Origin of the sequence: Pseudonocardia sp. NPDC049154, from assembly GCF_040648315.1 — a bacterium.
In the GTDB taxonomy this organism is placed as follows: Bacteria; Actinomycetota; Actinomycetes; order Mycobacteriales; family Pseudonocardiaceae; genus Pseudonocardia.
On sequence record NZ_JBEZDN010000047.1, the window covers coordinates 23,041 to 43,267 of the forward strand.

General features: G+C 75.8%; 17 protein-coding genes. 4 read left to right on the forward strand and 13 right to left on the reverse strand.

Annotation, left to right across the window (positions count from 1 at the left end; genetic code table 11):
- Positions 1 to 4 precede the first annotated feature (4 nt).
- Positions 5 to 2,377 (reverse strand): WS/DGAT domain-containing protein, encoded by a 2,373-nt coding sequence (locus AB0B41_RS22005; protein ID WP_358206133.1) that lies wholly within the window; start codon positions 2,375 to 2,377, stop codon positions 5 to 7.
- 59 nt (positions 2,378 to 2,436) lie between these two features.
- On the opposite strand from AB0B41_RS22005, the gene AB0B41_RS22010 reads away from it, so the two are divergent.
- A complete protein-coding gene (locus AB0B41_RS22010; protein ID WP_358206136.1) occupies positions 2,437 to 3,567 on the forward strand; it encodes a glycosyltransferase in 1,131 nt (376 codons plus the stop codon).
- An 8-nt stretch (positions 3,568 to 3,575) separates the two neighbouring features.
- Here the strand turns inward: AB0B41_RS22010 and AB0B41_RS22015 are convergent, their stop codons facing one another.
- The 8 genes from AB0B41_RS22015 to hpnC form a co-directional block, all read right to left on the reverse strand.
- Positions 3,576 to 4,235: a VC0807 family protein gene (locus AB0B41_RS22015; protein WP_358206138.1), complete on the reverse strand. Its 660-nt coding sequence runs from the start codon at positions 4,233 to 4,235 to the stop codon at positions 3,576 to 3,578.
- A 178-nt stretch (positions 4,236 to 4,413) separates the two neighbouring features.
- Positions 4,414 to 5,418, reverse strand: coding sequence for an adenosyl-hopene transferase HpnH (hpnH, locus tag AB0B41_RS22020; RefSeq protein WP_358206140.1), 1,005 nt, complete (start codon positions 5,416 to 5,418; stop codon positions 4,414 to 4,416).
- 4 nt (positions 5,419 to 5,422) lie between these two features.
- Positions 5,423 to 6,949, reverse strand: a complete 1,527-nt coding sequence (gene ispH, locus AB0B41_RS22025; RefSeq protein WP_358206142.1) for a 4-hydroxy-3-methylbut-2-enyl diphosphate reductase — start codon at positions 6,947 to 6,949, stop codon at positions 5,423 to 5,425.
- The gene (gene shc / locus AB0B41_RS22030; RefSeq protein ID WP_358206145.1) at positions 6,946 to 8,856 is read right to left on the reverse strand and encodes a squalene--hopene cyclase; all 1,911 of its coding nucleotides are present in this window, start codon (positions 8,854 to 8,856) and stop codon (positions 6,946 to 6,948) included. The genes ispH and shc overlap by 4 nt, the downstream gene beginning before the upstream one ends.
- Positions 8,857 to 8,869: 13 nt before the next feature.
- Complete coding sequence (locus AB0B41_RS22035; protein ID WP_358206147.1) at positions 8,870 to 9,919, reverse strand: polyprenyl synthetase family protein; 1,050 nt, start codon at positions 9,917 to 9,919, stop codon at positions 8,870 to 8,872.
- On the reverse strand, positions 9,916 to 11,316 hold the full coding sequence (gene hpnE / locus AB0B41_RS22040; RefSeq protein WP_358206150.1) for a hydroxysqualene dehydroxylase HpnE: 1,401 nt from the start codon (positions 11,314 to 11,316) through the stop codon (positions 9,916 to 9,918). The genes AB0B41_RS22035 and hpnE overlap by 4 nt, the downstream gene beginning before the upstream one ends.
- The gene (locus AB0B41_RS22045; protein ID WP_358206152.1) at positions 11,313 to 12,353 is read right to left on the reverse strand and encodes a squalene/phytoene synthase family protein; all 1,041 of its coding nucleotides are present in this window, start codon (positions 12,351 to 12,353) and stop codon (positions 11,313 to 11,315) included. The genes hpnE and AB0B41_RS22045 overlap by 4 nt, the downstream gene beginning before the upstream one ends.
- Positions 12,350 to 13,360 carry a squalene synthase HpnC gene (hpnC, locus tag AB0B41_RS22050; protein ID WP_358206154.1) on the reverse strand — a complete coding sequence of 337 codons (1,011 nt, stop codon included), beginning with the start codon at positions 13,358 to 13,360 and terminating at the stop codon, positions 12,350 to 12,352. The genes AB0B41_RS22045 and hpnC overlap by 4 nt, the downstream gene beginning before the upstream one ends.
- Positions 13,361 to 13,492: 132 nt before the next feature.
- Between hpnC and AB0B41_RS22055 the strand changes: the two genes are divergently transcribed.
- Together AB0B41_RS22055 and AB0B41_RS22060 are read left to right on the forward strand one after the other, a co-directional pair.
- Positions 13,493 to 14,698: a helix-turn-helix domain-containing protein gene (locus AB0B41_RS22055; RefSeq protein ID WP_358206183.1), complete on the forward strand. Its 1,206-nt coding sequence runs from the start codon at positions 13,493 to 13,495 to the stop codon at positions 14,696 to 14,698.
- Between the two features lie 105 nt (positions 14,699 to 14,803).
- Positions 14,804 to 15,436, forward strand: a complete 633-nt coding sequence (locus AB0B41_RS22060; protein ID WP_358206157.1) for a hypothetical protein — start codon at positions 14,804 to 14,806, stop codon at positions 15,434 to 15,436.
- Positions 15,437 to 15,449: 13 nt separating this feature from the next.
- Here AB0B41_RS22060 and AB0B41_RS22065 read toward each other — a convergent pair whose 3' ends face one another.
- Genes AB0B41_RS22065 through galT form a run of 3 tightly spaced genes read right to left on the reverse strand, consistent with a single transcriptional unit; the run spans position 15,450 to position 18,012 of the window.
- Positions 15,450 to 15,818, reverse strand: coding sequence for a YchJ family metal-binding protein (locus tag AB0B41_RS22065; RefSeq protein WP_358206159.1), 369 nt, complete (start codon positions 15,816 to 15,818; stop codon positions 15,450 to 15,452).
- The gene (gene galK / locus AB0B41_RS22070; protein ID WP_358206161.1) at positions 15,815 to 16,939 is read right to left on the reverse strand and encodes a galactokinase; all 1,125 of its coding nucleotides are present in this window, start codon (positions 16,937 to 16,939) and stop codon (positions 15,815 to 15,817) included. The genes AB0B41_RS22065 and galK overlap by 4 nt, the downstream gene beginning before the upstream one ends.
- Positions 16,936 to 18,012 (reverse strand): galactose-1-phosphate uridylyltransferase, encoded by a 1,077-nt coding sequence (gene galT / locus AB0B41_RS22075; protein WP_358206186.1) that lies wholly within the window; start codon positions 18,010 to 18,012, stop codon positions 16,936 to 16,938. The genes galK and galT overlap by 4 nt, the downstream gene beginning before the upstream one ends.
- Positions 18,013 to 18,166: 154 nt before the next feature.
- Here galT and AB0B41_RS22080 point away from each other — a divergent pair, with 154 nt between their 5' ends.
- Positions 18,167 to 18,883: a GNAT family N-acetyltransferase gene (locus AB0B41_RS22080; RefSeq protein ID WP_358206163.1), complete on the forward strand. Its 717-nt coding sequence runs from the start codon at positions 18,167 to 18,169 to the stop codon at positions 18,881 to 18,883.
- Here AB0B41_RS22080 and AB0B41_RS22085 read toward each other — a convergent pair.
- On the reverse strand, positions 18,867 to 20,090 hold the full coding sequence (locus AB0B41_RS22085; protein WP_358206165.1) for an ROK family transcriptional regulator: 1,224 nt from the start codon (positions 20,088 to 20,090) through the stop codon (positions 18,867 to 18,869). The two genes, AB0B41_RS22080 and AB0B41_RS22085, sit on opposite strands and share 17 nt — an antisense overlap.
- Positions 20,091 to 20,227 lie beyond the last annotated feature (137 nt).

A 20,227-nucleotide genomic window follows, 5' to 3' on the forward strand; every position in this document is an offset into this window, starting at 1 on the left:
CCGATCAGTACGGGCGTCCGGGTAGCTGCATACTCCCCAACGACCGCCTCAGGCCAGCGGGTATTCCCTCGATCACGGGAAGTATCGCGGGGTCCGCGGTGATCCCCACGCACGTGTGGCGGCCCCAGTGCAGCGCCCCGACCGCGAGACCGACGCCGTCGGCCAGCGGCAGCACCGGCTGGACCGTCGTGATCAGGCCGCCGCGCAGGTGCAGCGGCCGGCGGGCACCCGGCATGACCGAGGCCAGCAGGTGGAAGAACCGCCGGCCGTACACGAGCCGGACCAGCGGTGCCTGCACCCGGCCCGGCAGCAGTCCGAGCGCCGCCAGCACCGCCGCCGCGCCCTCCGGCTGCCCGGCCGACGAGCCCTCGGTCAGCGCCGCCTCCACCCGGGCGATCCGGTCGGCCGGGGTCATCGGCCCGGTCGGCAGGTCCACCGACACCGCCGCCGTCCGGTTCCCGCCGGCCCGGCTGCCGACGCCGGCACGGGTGCGGGTCGTCATCGGCACCATGGTGCGGATCCGCGGCGGGGCGTCGAACTCCTCGTGCAGCGTCTGCGCGAGGGCGGCCAGGACCAGCACCGTGGTGCCGACGCCGTGGGCGCGGGCCGCGCGGCGGACGGCGGACCCGTCGAGGTCGACCGCGATCCGCCGCGGCCCGGGGCCCGACCGCCCGACCAGCGGGGACCGACCGGCCGGCCCCGCGGTGGCGAGGCTCGCGACGCCCCGGACGACGATGAGCGCGTGCCGGAGCCGCGCGGCCCGCCCGCCCTCGGCGGCCGCCGCCATACGGGCGGCCGGGGTCCCGGCGTTCTCGTCGGTGAGCAGGCGGATGAGCCCGTCGGTGACCGCGAGGCCGTCGCCGAGGGCGTGGTGCACCCGCGCCAGCACGGCGGCCTCGCCGGTATCGGCGCAGGCGGCCTGCAGCTCCCAGCCCAGGCCCGGGTCGAGCGCGTCGGCGAAGAACGCCGTGACGGCCGCGTCCCAGCTCGGGTGGTCGCCCTCCGGCCCGATCCGCCACACCTCCCGGCGAACGTGGGCCACCGGGTCCGGGGCGGGATCGTGCCGCCAGCGCAGCGGCCGGCCCGGGCGCGGCGGGGCGAGCACCCGGGTGAGCAGGTCGAGGTCCGACGCCCGCGCGCGGACCAGGCCGTCGAGGTGTGCCACCCAGCCCTCGGCCGGGGCCCCCTCGACCGTGATCCGGGCCCCGACCTGCTGCGGCACCTCCGGGGTGGCGGCGTGCACGAACAGGGCGTCCTGCGGGCGCAGCCGCTCCTCGACGGGCGGGGCGCCGAGGCCGGCGAGCGCCGCGACGTCCCGGTCCAGGTCCTGGGCCTCGAGCCGGCGCCGCAGGTCCTTGACGACGACCGCCCGCGCGCCGGGGTCGCGCAGCTCGGCGACCGCCTCCGCCACGCCCGCCCGCCCGCGGCAGATCCGGGCGAGGCCCGCGGCGGCCAGCACCTCGGCGTTGGCCCGGCCGTGCCCGGGGATCGGGTCGGCGAGCAGCAGCGGGCGGGCGCAGGCCAGCGCCTCGAGCGCGGTGGCGCCCCCGCCGTTGGTGATCACCAGGTCGGAGTCGCGGGTGGCGGTCGCGGGATCGTCGATCCAGTCGACGACGGTCAGCCGCGCCCCGTCCGGGTGGGCGCCGGCCAGCCGCTCCAGTCGGCGGCGCAGCGCAGGAAGCCGGCCGGTGGTGACGAGGACCGTGGCACCGGCGTCGAGCGCGCCTGCGCAGGCCGCGGCGACGTCGCCGAAGCCCAGCGAGCCGCAGGACACGAGGACCCGGGGCCGCTCCCGGGGCGCCTCCTCGGGCGGGGTGAAGGCGGAGACCACGGGCAGCGCCGCCACCCGGACCGGGGCGCCGCGCGCGGCCCTGCGCAGCAGCGCGGCACCCTCCTCCGTGCTGACCAGGTGCAGGTCGAGCGCCGGGGAGGCCCACAGCGGGTGCGGGGCGGGGTCGTTGACCAGGGCCACGGCGGGGACCGCCAGTCGGCCGCGGTGGCGCAGCCACGCCAGCCCGGTGATGCCCTCCGGGAAGGTGGCGACGACCAGGTCGGGCCGGTGCTCCCGGAGCGCCGGCTCCAGGCCGCGGCCGCTCCACCGCCCGATCACGGCGCGGGTGCCGGCCCGGAAGACGGGCACGTGCCAGAGCAGCCGGAAGTACAGCTCGTACAGCCAGGGCAGGTACCGGATGCAGCCGGCGTAGACCGCGCGGAACACCGGCCCGGTGTGCGGGCCCATGCCGTCGAGGGTCTCGGTCCAGGCCACCTCGACGCCCGGCCACAGCCGCCGGGCGTGTTCCTCGACGGCGCGGGCCGCCGCGTGGTGGCCCGCGCCCATACTGCCGGTGACCAGCAGCAACCGTTGCGGATCGGTCATGTCGTCCTTGCCGTGCGGGGAGTGGTTCGGGGAACCGGAACGGGGGTACGGTGTCCTGTATGGACGGTGGAGCGCCGCGCCGGGTGCTGGTGCTGTCGGCCCCGGTGGGGGAGGGCCACGTGGCGGCCGCCCGCGCGCTGGCCGCGCGGATGCGGCAGCTCTGGCCCGCCGCCGAGGTGCACGAGGTGGAGAGCGCGAGCGGCGGACGCCGCGGCGGTGTGCGGGACGCGGTGCTGCGCCGCTCCTACGCCGCCACCATGCGCTGGGCACCCGGCCTGTACGGCCTGGGCTACGACCTGCTCGTGCGCCATCCGCGGTTCGCCGCGCTGTGCAAGCAGGTCGCGGCCGCGCGTCTGGGCCGGTCCCTGGCCCCGCTGCTGCGCGAGGAGCAGCCGGACCTGGTGGTCTCCACCTACCCGATGATCAGCGGCGGGCTGGCGTGGCTGCGCCGGCGCGGACAGCTGCCCGCGCGCAGCGTGGCGGTGGTCACGGACGTCGCCGTGCACCCGTTCTGGGTGTGGGCGGACGTCGACGAGACCTGGACGCTGCTGCCGGCCAGCCGCGCACAGGCCGCGGGCCTGGTCCCGGAGGCCGAGGTACGGGTGGCGCCGGCCGCCGTCGACCGGCGCTTCCACCCCGGCGACCGGGCGGCGACCCGGCGGGCGCTGGGGCTGCCGGAGGCGGCCTTCGTGGTCCTCGTGACCGGCGGCTCGCTGGCCTTCGGCGGCATGGAGGGCGTGGTCGACGCCGTGCTGGCGGGCGGGGCGGGGGAGGGCCCACCGGTCGAGGCCGTGGTGCTGTGCGGGCGCAACGAGCGGTTGCGGGCGCGGCTGGCGGCGCGGGGCAGGCCCGGCCTGAGCGCACTGGGCTGGACGGACCGGGTGCCCGAGCTGATCACCGCGGCGGACCTGGTGCTCACCACCGCAGGCGGGATGATCGCGAGCGAGTCGCTCGCCGTGGGCACCCCCGTGCTGTTCGCGAACCCCGTACCCGGGCACGGCCGCGCCGGGGCCCGGATGACGGAGGAGGCGGGGCTGGCACTGGTCTGCGCCCGACCCGCCGACGTCACCGCGGCCGTCCGGCGGCTGCGCGCCGAACCCGAGGGGCGCGAGGAGCTGAGCCGGCGGGCCCGGGAGTTCTCCCGGCGCACGCTCGACGCGGAACTCGAGGAGCTGGCCCGCCGCGTCTGAGGACGGGGTCAGCCCACGCGGAGCTTCGGTTGCGGCACGCCGATCCGCAGCCCGATGCCCTCGCCGGCCAGCGAACGCTGGAACCACCAGAGCGAGAGCCCGATGCCCACCGCGACCAGCGAGTACGAGCCGGCCGTGGACACCATGAGGAAGTTGCCGACGGTCTGGGTGGCCAGCACGGCGAGCGTGGTCACGCCGTTGACGAGGAAGACCGCCGCCCAGAGCAGCGAGACCTTCTTGAAGAAGCTCTTCATCCGCGGGTGCTGGGTGAGCGCGTCGGGGAAGGCGCAGAAGTCGTCCGCCAGCTTGGCCAGCAGCGGCCGCTCCAGCCCGATCGTGACGAGCAGCAGCCCGGCGAACACGAAGTTCTGCACGGTGGGCTGCAGGAAGTAGAGGAACGCGGACCCGGTCCACAGCCCGACCACGGTCCGGGCGACGAGCAGGACGGTGGTCAGCCAGAGGATCGCGGGGATCTTCCGCCGCGTGACGACCCGCCGGCCGATCGCCAGGGCCGACCAGGAGAGCGCCCCGATGATCCCGGCGTCGAACCCCGCGTGCGTGAACAGGATCCAGAACAGCGCGAGGGGGATGAGCGTGGACTCCAGGAGCGGGCGTCCGGCGTGGCGCAGCAGGGATCCGATCGGGGGGAGATGGATCAGAGTCGTCATCCGGTGCTCCGGCATACAGGTCCTTCTCGGCTCGGGGTACCAGTCCGCCCGCGCTGTCAAGCGCGTTTGCGGGAGTGTAGCGGGCCGGGTCACGGGGAGATAACGGGCCGGTCGCCCGTTGTGACCTCCCCGTGAGCCCGCGTCCCTCCACCGTTCCGACCTGCTCCTTCGAGACCGCTCAGGCCCCCGCGGCCGTACGGATGGTGTCCCGCAGCGACCCGAGGGTGGCGAACACCGCCGACGGCTCGTAGCCGCAGTGCGCCATGCAGTTGGCGCAGCGCTCGTCCTTCCCGCGCCCGTAGGCCTCCCAGTCGGTGTCGTCGATGAGCTCCCGGTAGGTCTTCACGTACCCGTCGTCGAGCAGGTAGCAGGGCTTCTGCCAGCCGAGCAGCGAGTACGACGGGATGGCCCACGCCGTGCAGTCGAGGTCGCGGCGCCCCTCGAGGAAGTCCAGGAAGACCGACGAGTGGTTGAGCCGCCACTTCCGGCGGCGGCCGCCGTCGAAGGCCTTCTTGAACAGCTCGCGCGTCTGCTGGACGCCCAGGAAGTGCTCCTGGTCCGGGGCCTTCTCGTAGGCGTACCCCGGCGAGATCTGCATGTTGTCGACCTTGAGCTCGTCGTTGAGGTAGTCGAGCACGTCGATGACGTCCTGCGGCGTGTCGGTGTCGAAGAACGTGGTGTTCGTGTTGACCCGGAACCCGGCCTCCTGCGCCATCCTGATCGCGGCGACGGCCTGGTCGAACACGCCCTCCTTGGCCACCGACTCGTCGTGCCGCTCGCGCAGCCCGTCGATGTGCACCATCCAGGCGAAGTTCTTGTGCGGGGTGAAGCGGTGCAGGTGCTTGGGCAGCAGCACCGCGTTCGTGCACAGGAAGACGATCTTGCCGAGGTCCAGCAGCCGCCGGACGATGACGTCGATCTCCTTGTGCATCAACGGTTCGCCGCCGGCGATGGAGACCATCGGGGCGCCGCTCTCCAGGACGGCGTTCACGGCCTGCTCGACCGGCATGCGCTGCTTCAGCAGGTGCGCGGGCTGCTGGATCTTCCCGCAGCCGTTGCACTTGAGGTTGCAGGCGAACAGCGGTTCGAGCTCGACCAGGATCGGGAACTTCTCGGTCCCCTTGATCTTCTGCTTCAGCAGGTACGAACCGAGACGGATCGACTGGCGCAGTGGCATGGCCATCTGGTCAGCTCACCTCCTTGGGAAGGGTGAAGACGACGTCCTCGGTCCCGGTGGTGGTCGTCGTGACGGCGACCGGGCCGAGGCCGGAGAGACAGGACACGACCTCGTCGACGAGCTCCGGGGGCGCCGACGCCCCCGCGCTGACCCCGACCCGCCGGGCTCCGCGGAGCCAGGTCAGGTCGATCCCGCCCACGTCGTCGACGAGGTGGGCCGGGGTGCCCGCGCGGGCGGCCACCTCGGCCAGCCGGCGGGAGTTCGACGAGTTCTCCGAGCCGACGACGAGCACGAGGTCGGTCCCGGCGGCCACCGCGCGGATCGCGCGCTGGCGGTTCGTGGTGGCGTAGCAGATGTCGTCGCGGCGGGGGGTCGAGATGGCCGGGAACCGGCCGCGCAGCACCGCGGCGATCCGTTCGGCCTCGTCCACCGCGAGGGTGGTCTGCATCGCGTAGGCGACCCGGCCCGGGTCGGGCGCGGTCACCGTGTGGGCCATGGCCTCGTCCTCGACGACGACGATGTCGGCGGGCGCCTCGCCGACGGTGCCCTCGACCTCCTCGTGGTCGGAGTGGCCGATGAGGAAGACCGTCTCGCCGCGGCCGGTGTGCCGCTTGACCTCGGCGTGCACCTTGGCGACGAGCGGGCAGGTGGCGTCGATGACGGCGAGGTCGCGGGCCTCGGCCTGGGCGCGGACCGCGGGGGAGACCCCGTGCGCGGCGAGCACGCAGGTCGCGCCGCGGGGAACCTCCTCGACCTCCTGGACGAACACCGCGCCGCGCTCGGTCAGCCGGCGCACGACGTGGGCGTTGTGCACGATCTGCCGGCGCACGTAGACCGGCGCGCCGTAGCGGTCGAGCGCCCGGTCGACGATGTCGATCGCCCGCTCCACCCCGGCGCAGAAGCTGCGCGGCTCGGCGAGCACCACCTCCCGTGCGGCGGCCGCCGCGAACCACGCCCGCAGGGCGGGCGCGGCCCGGCGCAGGACGCGCAGCGCGGTGAGGCCGCGGACCGGGGTGCCCGGCCGCACCAGCGGCGCCTCCGGGGTGTCGACGATCGCCCGGACCACCGCGAACGGCCCGCCCGCCGCTGCCTCGGCGAGCCACCCGGACTCCATGTCGACGGCGAGGGCTCCCTCCCGGCCGAGGCCCGCGCGCCGTGCCCCCTCGACCACCGTCGGGGAGGACACGATCGGCCCCAGGTGCACCCGCAGGCCGAGCCGGCGCAGCGCGGCGGCGAGCGGCGCGGCGGTCGGGACGGGCACCGGCGCCCGGAAGTCGGTGAACCGGATCTCGTCGGCGACGACGAGGTCGCCGGCCCGCACCGCGGCGTCGAGTGCCCCGGCCACGCCCGTGACCAGCACGGGACGCGGACCGCCGGAGGCGATCCACGCGGCGGACGCCTGTGCCCGGGCCGGACCCATGCCCGTCCGGACGACGGTCGCGTCGCCGACCACGCCGCGCAGGGCGGCGCGTTCCACGCCCAGCGGGGCGCAGACGACCGGCGGTCCCAGTGCCCGGTGGTCCCGGAGCGTGCTCATGCACCCACCTCCTCGCACCAGCGCCCGAGGGCGGAGACGGGGAACGTCATGCGGTACAGCCGGTAGCGGATGTAGAAGGCGCCGGGGAACCCGGTGCCCGTGTACATCTCCTCCTCCCAGCTGCCGTCGGCGAGCTGGGTGCGCGCGAGGAAGGCGACGGCCCGCCGGGCCGCCCGCGACCGCGCCTCCCCGGCCGCGACCAGCGCGAGCAGCCCCCACGCCGTCTGCGACGCCGTGGACTCGCCGCGGCCGATCCAGCTCGGGTCGGAGTAGGAGCGGATGTCCTCGCCCCAGCCGCCGTCGGCGTTCTGGTGGCGCTCCAGCCAGGCGACCGCGCGCCGGACCGCCGGGTCGGACGCGGGGATCCCGGCCGCGACCAGCGCCGGTACGACACCGCCGGTGCCGTAGACGTGGTTGGCGCCCCACCGGCCGAACCACGAGCCGTCGGACTCCTGGTGGTCGAGCAGCCAGCGCACGCCGCGCCGGCAGGCCTCGCCGTCCGCCAGGCCCTCGTGGGCGAGCATCTCGACCACGTGCGCGGTGACGTCGGCGGACGGCGGGTCGATCACCGCGCCGAAGTCGCAGAACGGCAGCTTGGTGACGAGCTCGCGGGTGTTGTCGGCGTCGAAGGCGCCCCAGCCGCCGTCGGAGGACTGCATCCCGACGGTCCACACGACGCCGCGGTCGACGGCCGCCCGCAGGCGCGCCGGGTCGGGGTGGGCCACCCGCCGCAGGGCCAGCACGACCTCGGCGGTGTCGTCCGTGTCGGGGTAGCCGTCGTTGTCGAACTCGAAGGCCCAGCCGCCGACGGGGAGGTCGGGGCGGCGGACCGCCCAGTCGCCGCGGACCCCCTGGACCTCCTCGTCGAGCAGCCAGGTCGCGGCCCGGAGCACGTCCGGGTCGTCGGCGGGGACGCCGGCGTCGAGCAGGGCCGTGACCGCCAGGCAGGTGTCCCAGACCGGGGACTGGCAGGCCTCGAGCATGCGGATCGTGCCGTCCGGGGTCTCCCGGCGGACGAGGAACCGCTCGAAGCCCTCGATCCCGGCCTTCATCGCCGGGTGGTCGAGCGGGTAGCCGAGCAGGTGCAGGGCGATCAGCGAGTACACCCACGGGGGCTGGATCCCGCCCCAGCCGCCGTCGGCCTCCTGGCGGGCCAGGATCCACTCGGCACCGCGGCGCATCGCGAGCCGGCGCAGCGGGGTGAGCGGGCGCTTCGCGTAGGCGTGCAGGCCGACGTCGAGCCGCTGGAAGACCCCGGCCCAGGTCCAGGGCGCGTCGAACGCCTCGGGGGCCGCCCCCGACCGCAGCTCGTCGACGCCGAAGGGCAGCGGCCGCACGGGCCGCAGCGTCGCGACGATCGTCAGCGGCACCACCGTCTGCCGGGCCCAGCAGGACCAGTCGTAGACGTTCAGCGGGAACCACCTCGGCAGGAAGACCAGCTCCGGCGGCATGTTCGGCAGGTCGTCCCACGACCACAGCCCGAACAGCGCCAGCCAGATCCGGGTGAACACCCGGGAGCGCTCGATCCCGCCTTCGGCCAGGCAGAACTTCTCCGCCGCGCGCATGTGCGGCTCGGCCGGGTCGTCCCCGGCCAGCCGCAGCGCGACCCAGGCCTCGATCGTCGTGGAGAGGTCGCCCGGCCCATCCGCGAAGGTGGCCCAGGTGCCGTCCTCCCGCTGCTGCGAGCGGATCCAGCGGGCGGCCTCCTCCGTCTCCCGCGCGGTGCGGATGCCGAGGAACTCCCGCATGAGCAGGTCCTCGGCGTCCATGGTCACGTTGGTCTCGAGGTCGCCCTGCCACCAGCCGCGCTCGTGCTGGATCGACCTCAGGAAGCCGACGGCCGCGTCGAGCGTCCGCCGCGCGTCACCGGCCTCGGTGGTGGTGGTCTCCGGTGCGGTGAGGGTCACCAGTTCTCCCTGGTCAGAAGCTACGGGTCGTGAGGTGGCGGCCGAGCGCGACGAGCTCGGCGCGGGGGTCGCCGTCGAGCCCGGCACCGGTGAGGGCCCGTTCGGCGAGGTCCATCTGCCGCCGCGCCTCGGCGGCGGCCCAGTCGCGCCCGCCACCCCGTTCGACGAGGTCGGCGGCCGCACGCAGTTCCTCCTCGGTCTGCTCGCCCGAGCGCGCGAGCCACGCGGCCAGCTCCCGCCCGGCCGCCCCGCCGCGCTGCACCGCGAAGGTCACGGGAAGGGACTTCTTGCGCGAGCGCAGGTCCGAGAGCACGGGCTTGCCGGTGACCGCCGGGTCGCCCCAGATCCCCAGCAGGTCGTCGACGAGCTGGAAGGCCAGCCCGATCGCCGCGCCGTAGTCCCGCAGGCCGGCGACCGTGGCCGCCGGGGCCCCGGCCAGCACCGCGCCGATCGCCGCGCTGGTGGCCAGCAGCGAGCCGGTCTTGCCCGCCGCCATCGAGAGGCACTCGTCGACGCCGACGTCCGTGCGCTCCTCGAAGGCGACGTCCTCGGCCTGCCCGCGGATCAGCTCCCGGGTGGTGGTGGCGATCAGCCGGGCCGCCACGGCCGCGTGCGGCGACGGGTCCTCGAGCAGCACCTCGGTGGCCAGCGCCAGCAGGGCGTCGCCGCAGAGGATGGCGGAGGCCGCGCCCCAGCGGGCCCAGACGGTCGGGCGGTGCCGGCGCTCGGTGTCGCCGTCCATGAGGTCGTCGTGGAGCAGGGAGAAGTTGTGCACCAGCTCCACGGCCACGGCCCCGGCGATCCCGGTCTCGGCGGGCGCGCCGGCGGCCCGGGCGGAGAGCAGCGCCAGCGCGGGCCGCACGGCCTTGCCGCCGCCGCGGCCCGGCGAGCCGTCCAGCTCCACCCAGCCCAGGTGGTACTCGGCCTGCTCGCGGCTGGCGGTGTCGAGCCGGGCGACGGCGGCCTTCAGCGCGGGGGTGACGGCGTCCCGGCAGCCCGCCAGCAGGGCCGGCACGTCCGGTCCGGCCGCGGCGGTGTCGGTGGTCCCGAGGACGGCGGTCATGCGGCCGCCTCTGCCGGGACGGCAGCCCGGTCGGCGAGGAGGGCCTCGGCGGCGGCCTCGCCGCTGCGCACCGCGCCCTCCATGGTCGCGGGCCAGCCGGTGTCGGTCCACGCGCCGGCCACGTAGAGCCCGGGCAGGGCGGTGCGGGGGCCGGGACGCAGCGCCGCCTGGCCGGGGGCGCCGCGGAAGGTCGCGTGCGGCTCCCGGGTCACGAACGAGTCGAGGACCACCGCGTCCCGGGCCGCCGGCAGCAGGGCCTCCAGCGCCGGGAGGAACCGCTCGCGCAGCGCGGCCGCGGGCAGCCCCACCAGGTCGTCGGCCGCCGAGAGCGACACGGCGAGGTACTGGGCACCCGGCCCGTACACGGCGGCGGCGCCGGACTGGCCGGTCCGGTCGAAGACCCACTGCACGGGGGTGTCGACGCCGGCCGCGAAGTCGTCCGCGAGAACCCGGCGGTCGTAGACGACGTGCACGTTGACGATGGGGGTGCTGCCCAGCCGGTCGGCCCAGCCCCCGGGCAGCGGCAGCGCCCCCGCGGGCAGCAGCCGCTCCGCCGGGCCCGGCGGCACGGCGCACACGATCCGGTCGGTCACGAGCTCCTCCTCTCCGTCGTTGGTTGCCAGCGGGACCCGCCACCGGCCTCCCGGCCGGGTCCCGTCCTGCACGAGCGCCCGCGCCTTCGCGGACCTCCTCACCTCCACACCGGTCGCCGCGAGGGCGCGGCGGGCGGCGTCGTCGTGGATCGCGCCGAGCGGCGCGGTGGCCCAGCCGATGTCGCCGGCGGCGGCGTCGGTGAGCAGGCCGAGCTGGAAGACCGTGGCGGCGAGCGCGAGCGAGGCGTCGCCGGCACGGGCGTTGAGGGTGGCGATGCCGACCAGGTCCCACAGCGCGTCGACGGCCCGGCGGCCCTGCCCGTGGGCGGCCAGCCAGTCGCCGAAGGACCGGGCGTCCGTGGCGGGGTCCGCGCGGTCGACCGCGCCGAGCGCCAGGGCCGCCCGGACCAGCCGGAACCGGTCGGCGACTGGCAGGTGCCGGTAGCGCAGCAGGGCACCTCCCAGGTGCAGCGGGGCGGGCAGCCTGGACAGCGCCGTGCGGCGCAGCCGGGCCGGGGCGGCCCCGGGTGCCAGTACCGGGATGTCCAGCCGCTCCTGGATCATGATCAGGTCCGCGGCGCCGATCCGCGCGACGAAGTCCCGGTAGGCGGTGCAGCAGCGGAGGAAGACGTGCTGGCCGGTGTCGACCGCGAGCTCGCCCCGGGTGAACGAGCCGGCCACCCCGCCGAGCCGGGCGCGCGACTCGAGCAGCGTGACGGCGAGCCCCGCCTCGGCGCACCGGAGCGCGGCGGCGACGCCGGCGAGCCCCCCGCCGACGACCGCGACCCGCGCCCCGCCGGTCACGCCGTCCGCCCCGCCAGGGCGCGGAGCGCCACGCCGATCTTCTGCGCCCCGGACAGCGACCGCCGTTGCGCGTACACGGAGCGCGGATCGGCGGCGATGTCCTCCAGCAGGCGCCGGTAGATGCCCGCCATCGCCCCGGCGCAGGCGGCGCTGCGCCGGTCGAGGAGCGGGAGCAGTCTCAGTCCCTCGGCGTACCAGCCGCGCGCCCGGTCCGCGGCGAAGCGGATGTAGGCCGCGAGGGCGCCGTCCGGGTCGTCGAGTACGCCTGCGTCGTCGAGGCGGAGCTCGGCGCCGAACCGCGCGAGCTCCCCGGTCGGCAGGTAGACCCGGCCGTTGCGGAGGTCCTCGCGGATGTCGCGGAGGATGTTGGTCTGCTGCAGGGCGATGCCGAGCCGGTCCGCGTACTCCGCGGCGTGCTCGTCGGGGCGGGAGCCGAAGATGCCCAGGCAGAGCCGGCCCACCGAGCCCGCGACCTGCCGGCAGTAGACCGTCATGTCGTCGAACGTCGCGTGCGGGCGAGCGGCCTCGCCGAGCTGCTCCGCGGCGTGGTCCATCCGGGCGTCGGCCTCCACACCGTCGATCAGCTCCTCGAAGGCGCCGAGCGGGACGGGGTAGCGGCGGGCGGCGTCCGCGACGCCCACCAGCACCGGGTCGAACGGGTCGGGGGTCTGCTCCCGCATGGCTCGGACGGAGGCCCTGACCTCGGCGAGCGCGGTGGCCTTCTCCTCGAACGAGACGACCGTGGCGCCACCGGGCGGGTCGAAGTCGCCGTCGCCGATGTCGTCGATGCGGCGGGCGAGGGCGTAGACGGCCGAGAGTGCGGCCCGCTTCGGGGCCGGCAGGAGGCGGATCCCGTAGGAGAAGTTGCGGGCCTCGCGGCGGGTGATCTCCTCGCAGGCGGCGTAGGCGGCGGGGAGGTCGGCGGTGTAGTCGGTGTCGGTGAGGGTGTCGTGGTCGGCGGCGGTGCCGTCGCCGGTGGCGGGGGAGCGGTCGGTCGTGGCGGCGGTGGTGGCGGTCGGCCGGGAGGGGTCGGTCATCGGCAGCTCCGGGGGGTCGGGCGCGGGAGATCCGGTCGGGGCCGGGTCCGGCGCGGGCGGCCTGGTGGTCGGGACTGCAGGAGTACCGCGGGCAGGTGCCGCAGGACATCTCTTTTCCTGCTGCGCGCGGCCTCGGCGGCGCGACCGAGGACCTCGCCGTCGACCCGGTGCAGGGCGTCGGCCGCCGCCCGGCCGCCGGCGACGTAGCCCGCCACCGCGAGCCGCGCCCACCCCTGCAGGGCGCCGACGACCGGTGAGCCGGCGTCGAGGAGTTGCTCGGCCCGCTGGGTCTCGTACCGGACGAGCGCGCGGAGCTCCCGGGTGGCGACGGCGCGGTCGAGGTCGGCCTCCGCGACGCCGAACGCCGCGCGGTCCTCGGCAGGCAGGTAGATCCGGCCCCGGCCGCGGTCCTCCCGGACGTCCTGCAGGTGCTCGAGCAGCTGCAGCGCGGTGCAGACGGCGTCGGAGGCGTGCTCGATCTCGGCGTCCGCGGGCACCTCGAAGATCGCCAGGACGAGCCGCCCGATGGGGTCCGCCGACAAAGCGCAGTAGCCGAGGAGCGCGTCCCAGGTGTCGTAGGTCGGCCGCTGCTGGTCCCGGACGTTGGCGTCGAGGAGCCGGTCGAACGGCTCCGCCGGCAGGTCCGGCGCGATGTCGGCCAGCCGGCGCAGCACCGGCCGCGGGGGCGTGGGCGCGTGCAGGTCGGCGCGGAAGGCCTCGAGCGCGGCGATCCGCTCGGCGGGGGTGCCGGCGCCCTCGTCGCCGAGGTCGTCGATCGTCCGGACGACGTCGTACACCGCCCGCAACCTGCGGCGATACCGTGCGGGCAGGACCCGCACGGCGACGGGGAAGTTCTCGGCGGCCTCGGCCTCGCGCAGCCGGGCGGCCCCGGCGGGATCGGCCGGGATCGCCGGGGACGGTCCGGGCGCGGCCCGCCGGCCGCCCTCCGCCCCGCCGGCGCGCCCGCCCGCCGACGCCCCCACGGGCGTTCCGTTCCCCCGTCCCACGCCGCTGATCGTGTCGCAGGAAGGGGGTGCGACTCTCCTCAACCCGTGTTAATTCTTGCGGTCCAGAATTGTCACGGACGTACAAAACTGGTGCGCCCTTCGCCCCTCCGGGCGTACAACCTCGGTGTGGAGATGCCGCGCGCCGGAACGGACGAGCTCGTCGACGCCCTGCTCGCGCGCGTCCCGGCCGTGCTGGAGGAGGTCGGCGCGGCATTGTTGACCGATTGGCCGGATTACGCCCGGTTCGTCGACGCGAATCGCACGGAGGTGGCGGCGGCGGCGCACCACGCGCTGTACCGGCTGGTCGCGGTCAGCAGCGAGATCTCGGCCGATCCGGAGGTCACGGGGGAGTACCCGTCCGGGTTCGGCGAGCAGGAGCTGTTCGAGGAGATCGGCCGCACACAGTGGCGGGAGGGCCGGGACGTCTCCACGTTGCTGTCGGCCTTCCAGCTCGGGGCGCGGGTGTTCTGGCGGCACGTCGCGCTGGTGGCGGTGGAGCTGCACCTGGAGCCGGCGGTGCTGGCCGGGCTGGCCGAGGGCGTGTTCGCGTTCGTCGACCGGCTGTCGTCGTCGGCGGCGCACGGCTTCGTGCTCGAGCAGTCCGAGGCCGCCGTCGCCCGCGAGCGGCTGCGCGAGGAGCTGGTGGAGCTGCTGCTCTCCGACCGCGCCACAGAGGGTGCCGTGCAGGCCGCGGCCGCCCGGGCCGGCTGGCAGGTGCCGCAGGAGGTCGCCGTGGTGCTGGTGCAGGACGACAGCCTGCTCGGCCACGGCATGCTGTCCCGGTTCGACCCCGCGTCGCTGATGATCAACCGGGCGCGGCTGTCCGGGGCGATCGTGCCGGACCCGGCGCAGAGCGGCCGGCGGCAGCGGCTGACGAGGATGCTGCGCGGCACCCGCGCGGTCGTCGGGCCCACCGTGTCGCCGGACCGGCTGCCGGCCAGCCTGCACATCGCCGAGGTGGCGGCTCGGCTGCAGCGGACCGGGGTGCTGCCCGAGGACCCCGTCTTCGCCGAGGAGCACCTCGACGCGATCATCGTGCACCGCGACTCGCGGCTGCTGGAGGTGCTGCGCGCCCAGGTGCTCCGCCCGCTCGAGGCCTCGGCACCGGCCTCGCGGGAGCGGCTGTGCGAGACGCTCTCGGCCTACCTGCGCCACCTGGGCGACCGCCAGGCCATGGCCGCCGAGCTGCACGTCCACCCGCAGACGGTCCGCTACCGCCTGGCGCGGCTGCACGAGCTCTTCGGGTCCCAGCTCGACGATCCGGAGAACCGCGCGCGGCTCCTCCTGGCGCTCGCCTGGGGTGCCCCGCGGCCGCCGGAGGCCGAGGACCTTCGCTGAACGGTCGGTGACGGCCCGCTTCCCCGTGGTGACGGATCCCACGGTCAAGTGGGTCTCACTCGCGTTGCCGGGATCCGCCGCCGGGAGCACGGTGGAGGTACCGACGTGGAGAGGAACCCGAACGTGCAACCCCACCGGCCAGGGAATCCGGATCACTCGGACCGCCCGCACCCGTACTCCGCGGTCGGGACCGACCGGATCCCCCGGCGGGCGACGGACCGCGTCGAGTCCGCGGCGTCGTGGATCCTCGGCGTGCTCGGGCTGGTCCTCGTCGCGGTCGCGGTGCTGACCGGGATGCAGCTGCACGGCAACGGGCTGGAGCAGGCCCGGGCCGACGCGGTGAACCGGGTCTCCGTCGAGGCCACCCTGCTCGAGCCCGTCGACGGGGCGATCGGCGTCGACGCCGCCGCGAGCACCACGCAGGTCACCGCCCCCGCCTCCTGGACCGCGCCGGACGGCAGCGCGCGCACCGGCACCGTGCCGGTCCTGGGCTCCCAGCCGGCCGGGTCCACCGTGCCGGTGTGGGTGGACCGCAGCAGCGGCGCGATCGCCCCGCCGCCGGTCGACGCGCTGCAGGCCGGGGTCACGGGCGTCGTCGGCGGGCTGCTCGTGCTCCTGGTCGGCGTGCTGGTGCTGCTCGGCCTGCGCGCGGTCGTCCGTGCCCGGTGCGCCGCCCGCAACCACGCCGCCTGGGCCCGCGAGTGGGCCCGCTACGAGCCGCTCTGGTCCGGGCGCTGACCCGTCGCTCCCGCTACTCCGCGGTGAGGTAGAGCCAGGCGCCGTCCTCGCGGACGAACCGGCTGCGCTCGGCCTGCACCCCCGGCCGGCCGCCGACCCGGTGGTGGGCCCGGAACTCGACGATCCCGTCGGTGTCGAGCGGGCCGCCCGCCACCCGGTCCACGATCTCCAGGTGCGTCCACCGCACGGCCGGGTCGAGGTCCAGCCGGCGTGGCCGGGTCGACCGGTGCCAGGTCCGCCGCAGGTACGCCTCGTCGCCCACGGCGAAGGCCGCGAACCGGCTGCGCATCAGCTGCTCGGCGGTCGCCGCCCGCTCGCCGGCGTGCAGACGTCCGCAGCAGGCCCCGTAGGGCTCGCCCGAACCGCACGGACACGGCGTCATGCGCGCCCCGCACCGTCGGCGGCCACGGCGTCGAAGACCACCGGCGGCTCCCAGCCGCGCTCCGCGTACGCGGCCGTGACCGCCCTCGTGACCCCGTCGCCCGCCTCGGCGTCGACCAGCGCGATCACGCAGCCGCCGAACCCGCCGCCCGTCATCCGGGCCCCGTGCGCGCCGGCCTCCTCGGCTACGGCGGCGGCCACGTCGACGTGCGGGACCGTGATCTCGAAGTCGTCCCGCATCGACGTGTGAGAGGCCGACAGCAGCGGCCCGATCGCGCGCGGGTCCTTCCCCGCCCGCAGCCGCTCGACCACCTCGAGCACGCGCTCGTCCTCGGTCACCACGTGCCGGGCCCGCCGGCGCAGGCGCTCGTCGCCGAGGGTTTCCACGCCCGCGGCGGTCGCGTCCCGCAGCGCCGGCACCCCGAGGAGCTCGGCCGCCTTCGCGCAGTCGGCGCGGCGGGCGCCGTACTGGCCGTCGACGAGCCGGTGGGGCGCCCGGGTGTCGATCACCAGCAGCCGCAGTCGGTGCGTGGCCAGCGCGAACGGGATCAGCTCGACGTGGTCGAACCGCGTGTCGAGGAAGACGAGCCGGTCCGCGACGCCGTGCATCGCGGCCATCTGGTCCATCCCGCCGGTGGGCGCACCCACGAACTCGTTCTCCGCCCGCCGGGCCAGGTGCGCCACCTCGGTGAGGTCGAGGCCGGTGCCGGTCAGCTCGGCGAGCGCCACCGCGACCGCGCACTCCAGTGACGCCGAGGACGACAGCCCCGCCCCCACCGGCACGTCGCCCTGCACGAACAGGTCGAGGTCGGCGACGGGCAGCCGGGCCTGGCGGAAGGCCCACACCACCCCGGCCACGTAGGCGGCCCACCCGGTGACCTCGCCCGGCGCGACCGTCTCCGCCGCGAACGTCACGAGCTCCGCCTCGCGGGACGAGCGGACCGTCGTGGCGCCCCGGGCGAGCTCGGCGGCGACGAGGGTCCGCCGGTCCAGGGCCAGGGGCAGCACGAAGCCGTCGTTGTAGTCGGTGTGCTCGCCGATCAGGTTCACCCGGCCCGGCGCCGCCCACACCCCGGCCGGGTCGTGGCCGTAGACCTCGGCGAACCGGGTGGCGACGCTCATGCCCCCGCCCCGCCGGTCACCGGGCCGTCCTTCCCCGGGCCGTCCTTCCCCGTGCCGTCCTGACCCGGGCCCAGCTCGCGCAGCCGCGCGGCGACGTCCTCGGGGGTGGTGTCGTTGATGAACACGCCCATGCCGGACTCGGAGCCGGCCAGGAACTTGAGCTTGTTCGGCGCCCGCAGGATCGAGAACAGCTCGAGGTGCAGCCAGGCGAGGTCGCGGTCCGTGCGCACCGGGGCCTGGTGCCACGCCGCGATGTAAGGGAGGGGCCGGCCGTGGAAGAGCTCCAGCCGGCCCAGCACGTCGAGCCAGATCGTGGCGAGGTCGGCGCGCTCGGCGTCCGTGAGGTCCGGCAGGTCCGGGGCGCCGCGGTGCGGGTAGAGGTGCACCTCGACCGGCCAGCGTGCGGCCTTCGGCACGAATGCGGTCCAGTGCCGGGTCTCCGTGACCACCCGGTCGCCCTCGGTCCGCTCCCGCTCGAGGATGTCGGCGTAGAGGTTGCCCCGCGTCCGCGCCCGGTACCGCCGGGCCGACTCCAGCTGCTGCCGGGTCCGCGGCGTGACGAACGGGTAGCCGTAGATCTGCCCGTGCGGGTGGGCGAGGGTCACCCCGATCTCCTCGCCGCGGTTCTCGAACGGGAACACCTGCTCGACGTCCGGGCGGGCGGAGAGCTCGGCGGTGCGGTCGGCGAGGGTGTCGATCACGAGCCGGACGCGGTCCGGCGGCAGGGCGCCGAAGCGGCCGTCGTGGTCGCTGGTGAAGCAGACCACCTCGGCCCGGCCGACCCCGCCGGAGAACGACGGGAAGCGGTTCTCGAACACCACGGTCTCGTAGTCCGGGGTGGGCACCTCGGTGACGCGGCCCGGGATCGTCGGGCACAGCGGGCACTGGTCCGCCCCGCCGGAGGGCTGAAACGTGCGCGTCTGCCGGTGACTGGCGATCGCCACCCACTCGTCGAGCAGCTCGTCGTAGCGGATCTGCGACACGGTGTGGACCTCGGGCAGGCCGCGCTCGTCCGTGCCGGGCACCCGGCCGGGCTCGGTGTCGTACCAGAGGATCTCCCGGCCGTCGGACAGCCGGCCGCGGGTGCGATGGACGGTCGTGCCGCCGACGACGGCGGGTGTCGGTGCCTGCGTCACGGAGATGCTCCAACCTGGTCGTGCCGGTCCGAAATGTGGCGAGCGCAGCCGTCGGAACGCTATACCCGGCGGGCGGGGCAGGATGGATCTCGTGGCTCTCCCGTCCCCCGATGACACGACCGGACCTCTCGCCAATCCCGTCCTCGCCGCCCTCACCGGGCCGCACCGCGGGTTCGCCGACCTCCGCGGCCGCGCGGCGCGTTACCAGCCGGACGTCACCCCGTTCGCCGGGCTGCCGCTGGACCCCACCCCGGAGGACTGGGCGGACCTCGCCGCGGTGAGCGGCCCCGGCGGGTCCGCGGTGCTGGCCGGGCCGCGCCGCGAGGCGCCCGTGGGGTGGGAGACCGGCATGGACCTGCCCGGCGTGCAGATGACCGGCGAGGCGCTGGAGGTCGCCGGGGATCCGGAGGCCGTGCGCCTCGGGCCCGCCGACGTGGCCGAGATGCTGGACCTGGTCGCCCGGACGAAGCCCGGGCCGTTCCTGCCGCGGACGATCCAGCTCGGCACCTACCTCGGCATCCGGCGCGACGGCGCGCTGGTCGCGATGGCGGGGGAGCGCATGCGGGTGCCGGGCGGCACCGAGATCTCCGCGGTGTGCACCGATCCCGCCGCGCGCGGGCAGGGGCTGGCCGCCCGGTTGGTCCGGGCGGTGGGCGCGGTGATCCGCGGGCGCGGCGAGCTGCCGTTCCTGCACGCCGCCGCGACCAACACCACGGCCATCCGGCTCTACGAGCACCTCGGCTTCACGGTCTCGCGCGAGCTGGAGTTCATCGGCTACCGCGCCCCGGCGGTCAGTCCGGCGGGGTGAGGTCGTGCTGGGCCAGGACGTCGTCGACCGCCGAGGGGGACAGCACCTGGTCCAGCACGAGGATCGCGCAGCCGGTGACGCCGCTGCGCCCGGCCAGCGCGCCCGGCTCCACCCGCAGCGTCTGCGTGGCGGTGGCCACCGAACGCTTGAACACCGATTCCCGGATGCCCGCGACCAGCGGCTCGTAGGCGCCGACCAGGTCACCGCCCACGGTGATCACGGCCGGGTTGAGCAGGTTGACGGCCGAGGCCAGCACCTCGCCGATCCGCCGCCCGGCGGTGCGGACCAGGCGGACGGCCTCGGCGTCCCCGCTGCGCACCAGGTCGACGACCCCGGACACGGTGTCGACGGTGCGCCCGCGCGCGGTGAGGTCGCGGATCAGCGCGCTGCCGCTCGCCAGGATCTCCAGGCAGTCGACGTTGCCGCAGTGGCACGGCGTGCCCGGCCCGTCGGAGACCTGGGTGTGGCCGATCTCGCCGGCCGAGCCCCGGGCGCCCCGCTGCAGCGTCCCGCCGCTCACCACCGCGGCGCCGATCCCCGTGGAGACCTTCACCACCAGCAGGTCGTCGATGCCGGGGTGCGCGTGCTGCTCGGCGATGGCCATGACGTTCACGTCGTTGTCCACCCGCACCGGCACCGGGAAGCGGTCGGAGAGCAGCGGCGGCAGCTTGACCTCGGCCCAGCCCGGCAGCACCGGGACGCCGATGCTGCAGCCGGCGACGGAGTCGACGGTGCCGGGGATGGACAGCCCGATGCCGCGCACCTGGGCCGGGTCGCTGCCGGTCTCCCCGATGAGCCGGGCGAGCCGGTCGCCGACCGCCTCCAGCACGGCCTCGGGCCCGCTGCGCACCCGCATCCGCACCGAGTCCTGGGCCAGCACGGTCCCGGCGAGGTCGCAGACGGCGAGCGAGGTGCGGCTGACGCCGACGGACGCGGCCAGCACCGTGCCCCCGGCGGTGTGGAAGGCGAGCCGGGCGGCGGGCCGGCCCCCGGTCGCCGCGCCCCCCTGCACCTCCGTGACCAGGCCCTCCTTGAGGAGCCGGTCCACCCGGGCGGCCACGGCGGTCCGGGACAGCCCGGTCGCCCGGCCGATCTCGGTCCGGGTGGCGACGGCACCCTGCCGGATGAGCGCGAAGATCTCACCTGCGGTGGCCGGGGCGGACGTGGGCCTGCGGCCACGGGCGGACCCGATGCCGGCACCGGTCATGACGGGCCTCCTCACCTGCGTCGATACCGAAGATGCCACATTTTCGCTTTTCGCGTGCACAAGGCGTGCCGTAGGGTGGCCCGCGGTGTGCCGGGAAGTCTGGTCGGCGTCCGTCCCGCCGTGCCCGCCCACCGAGA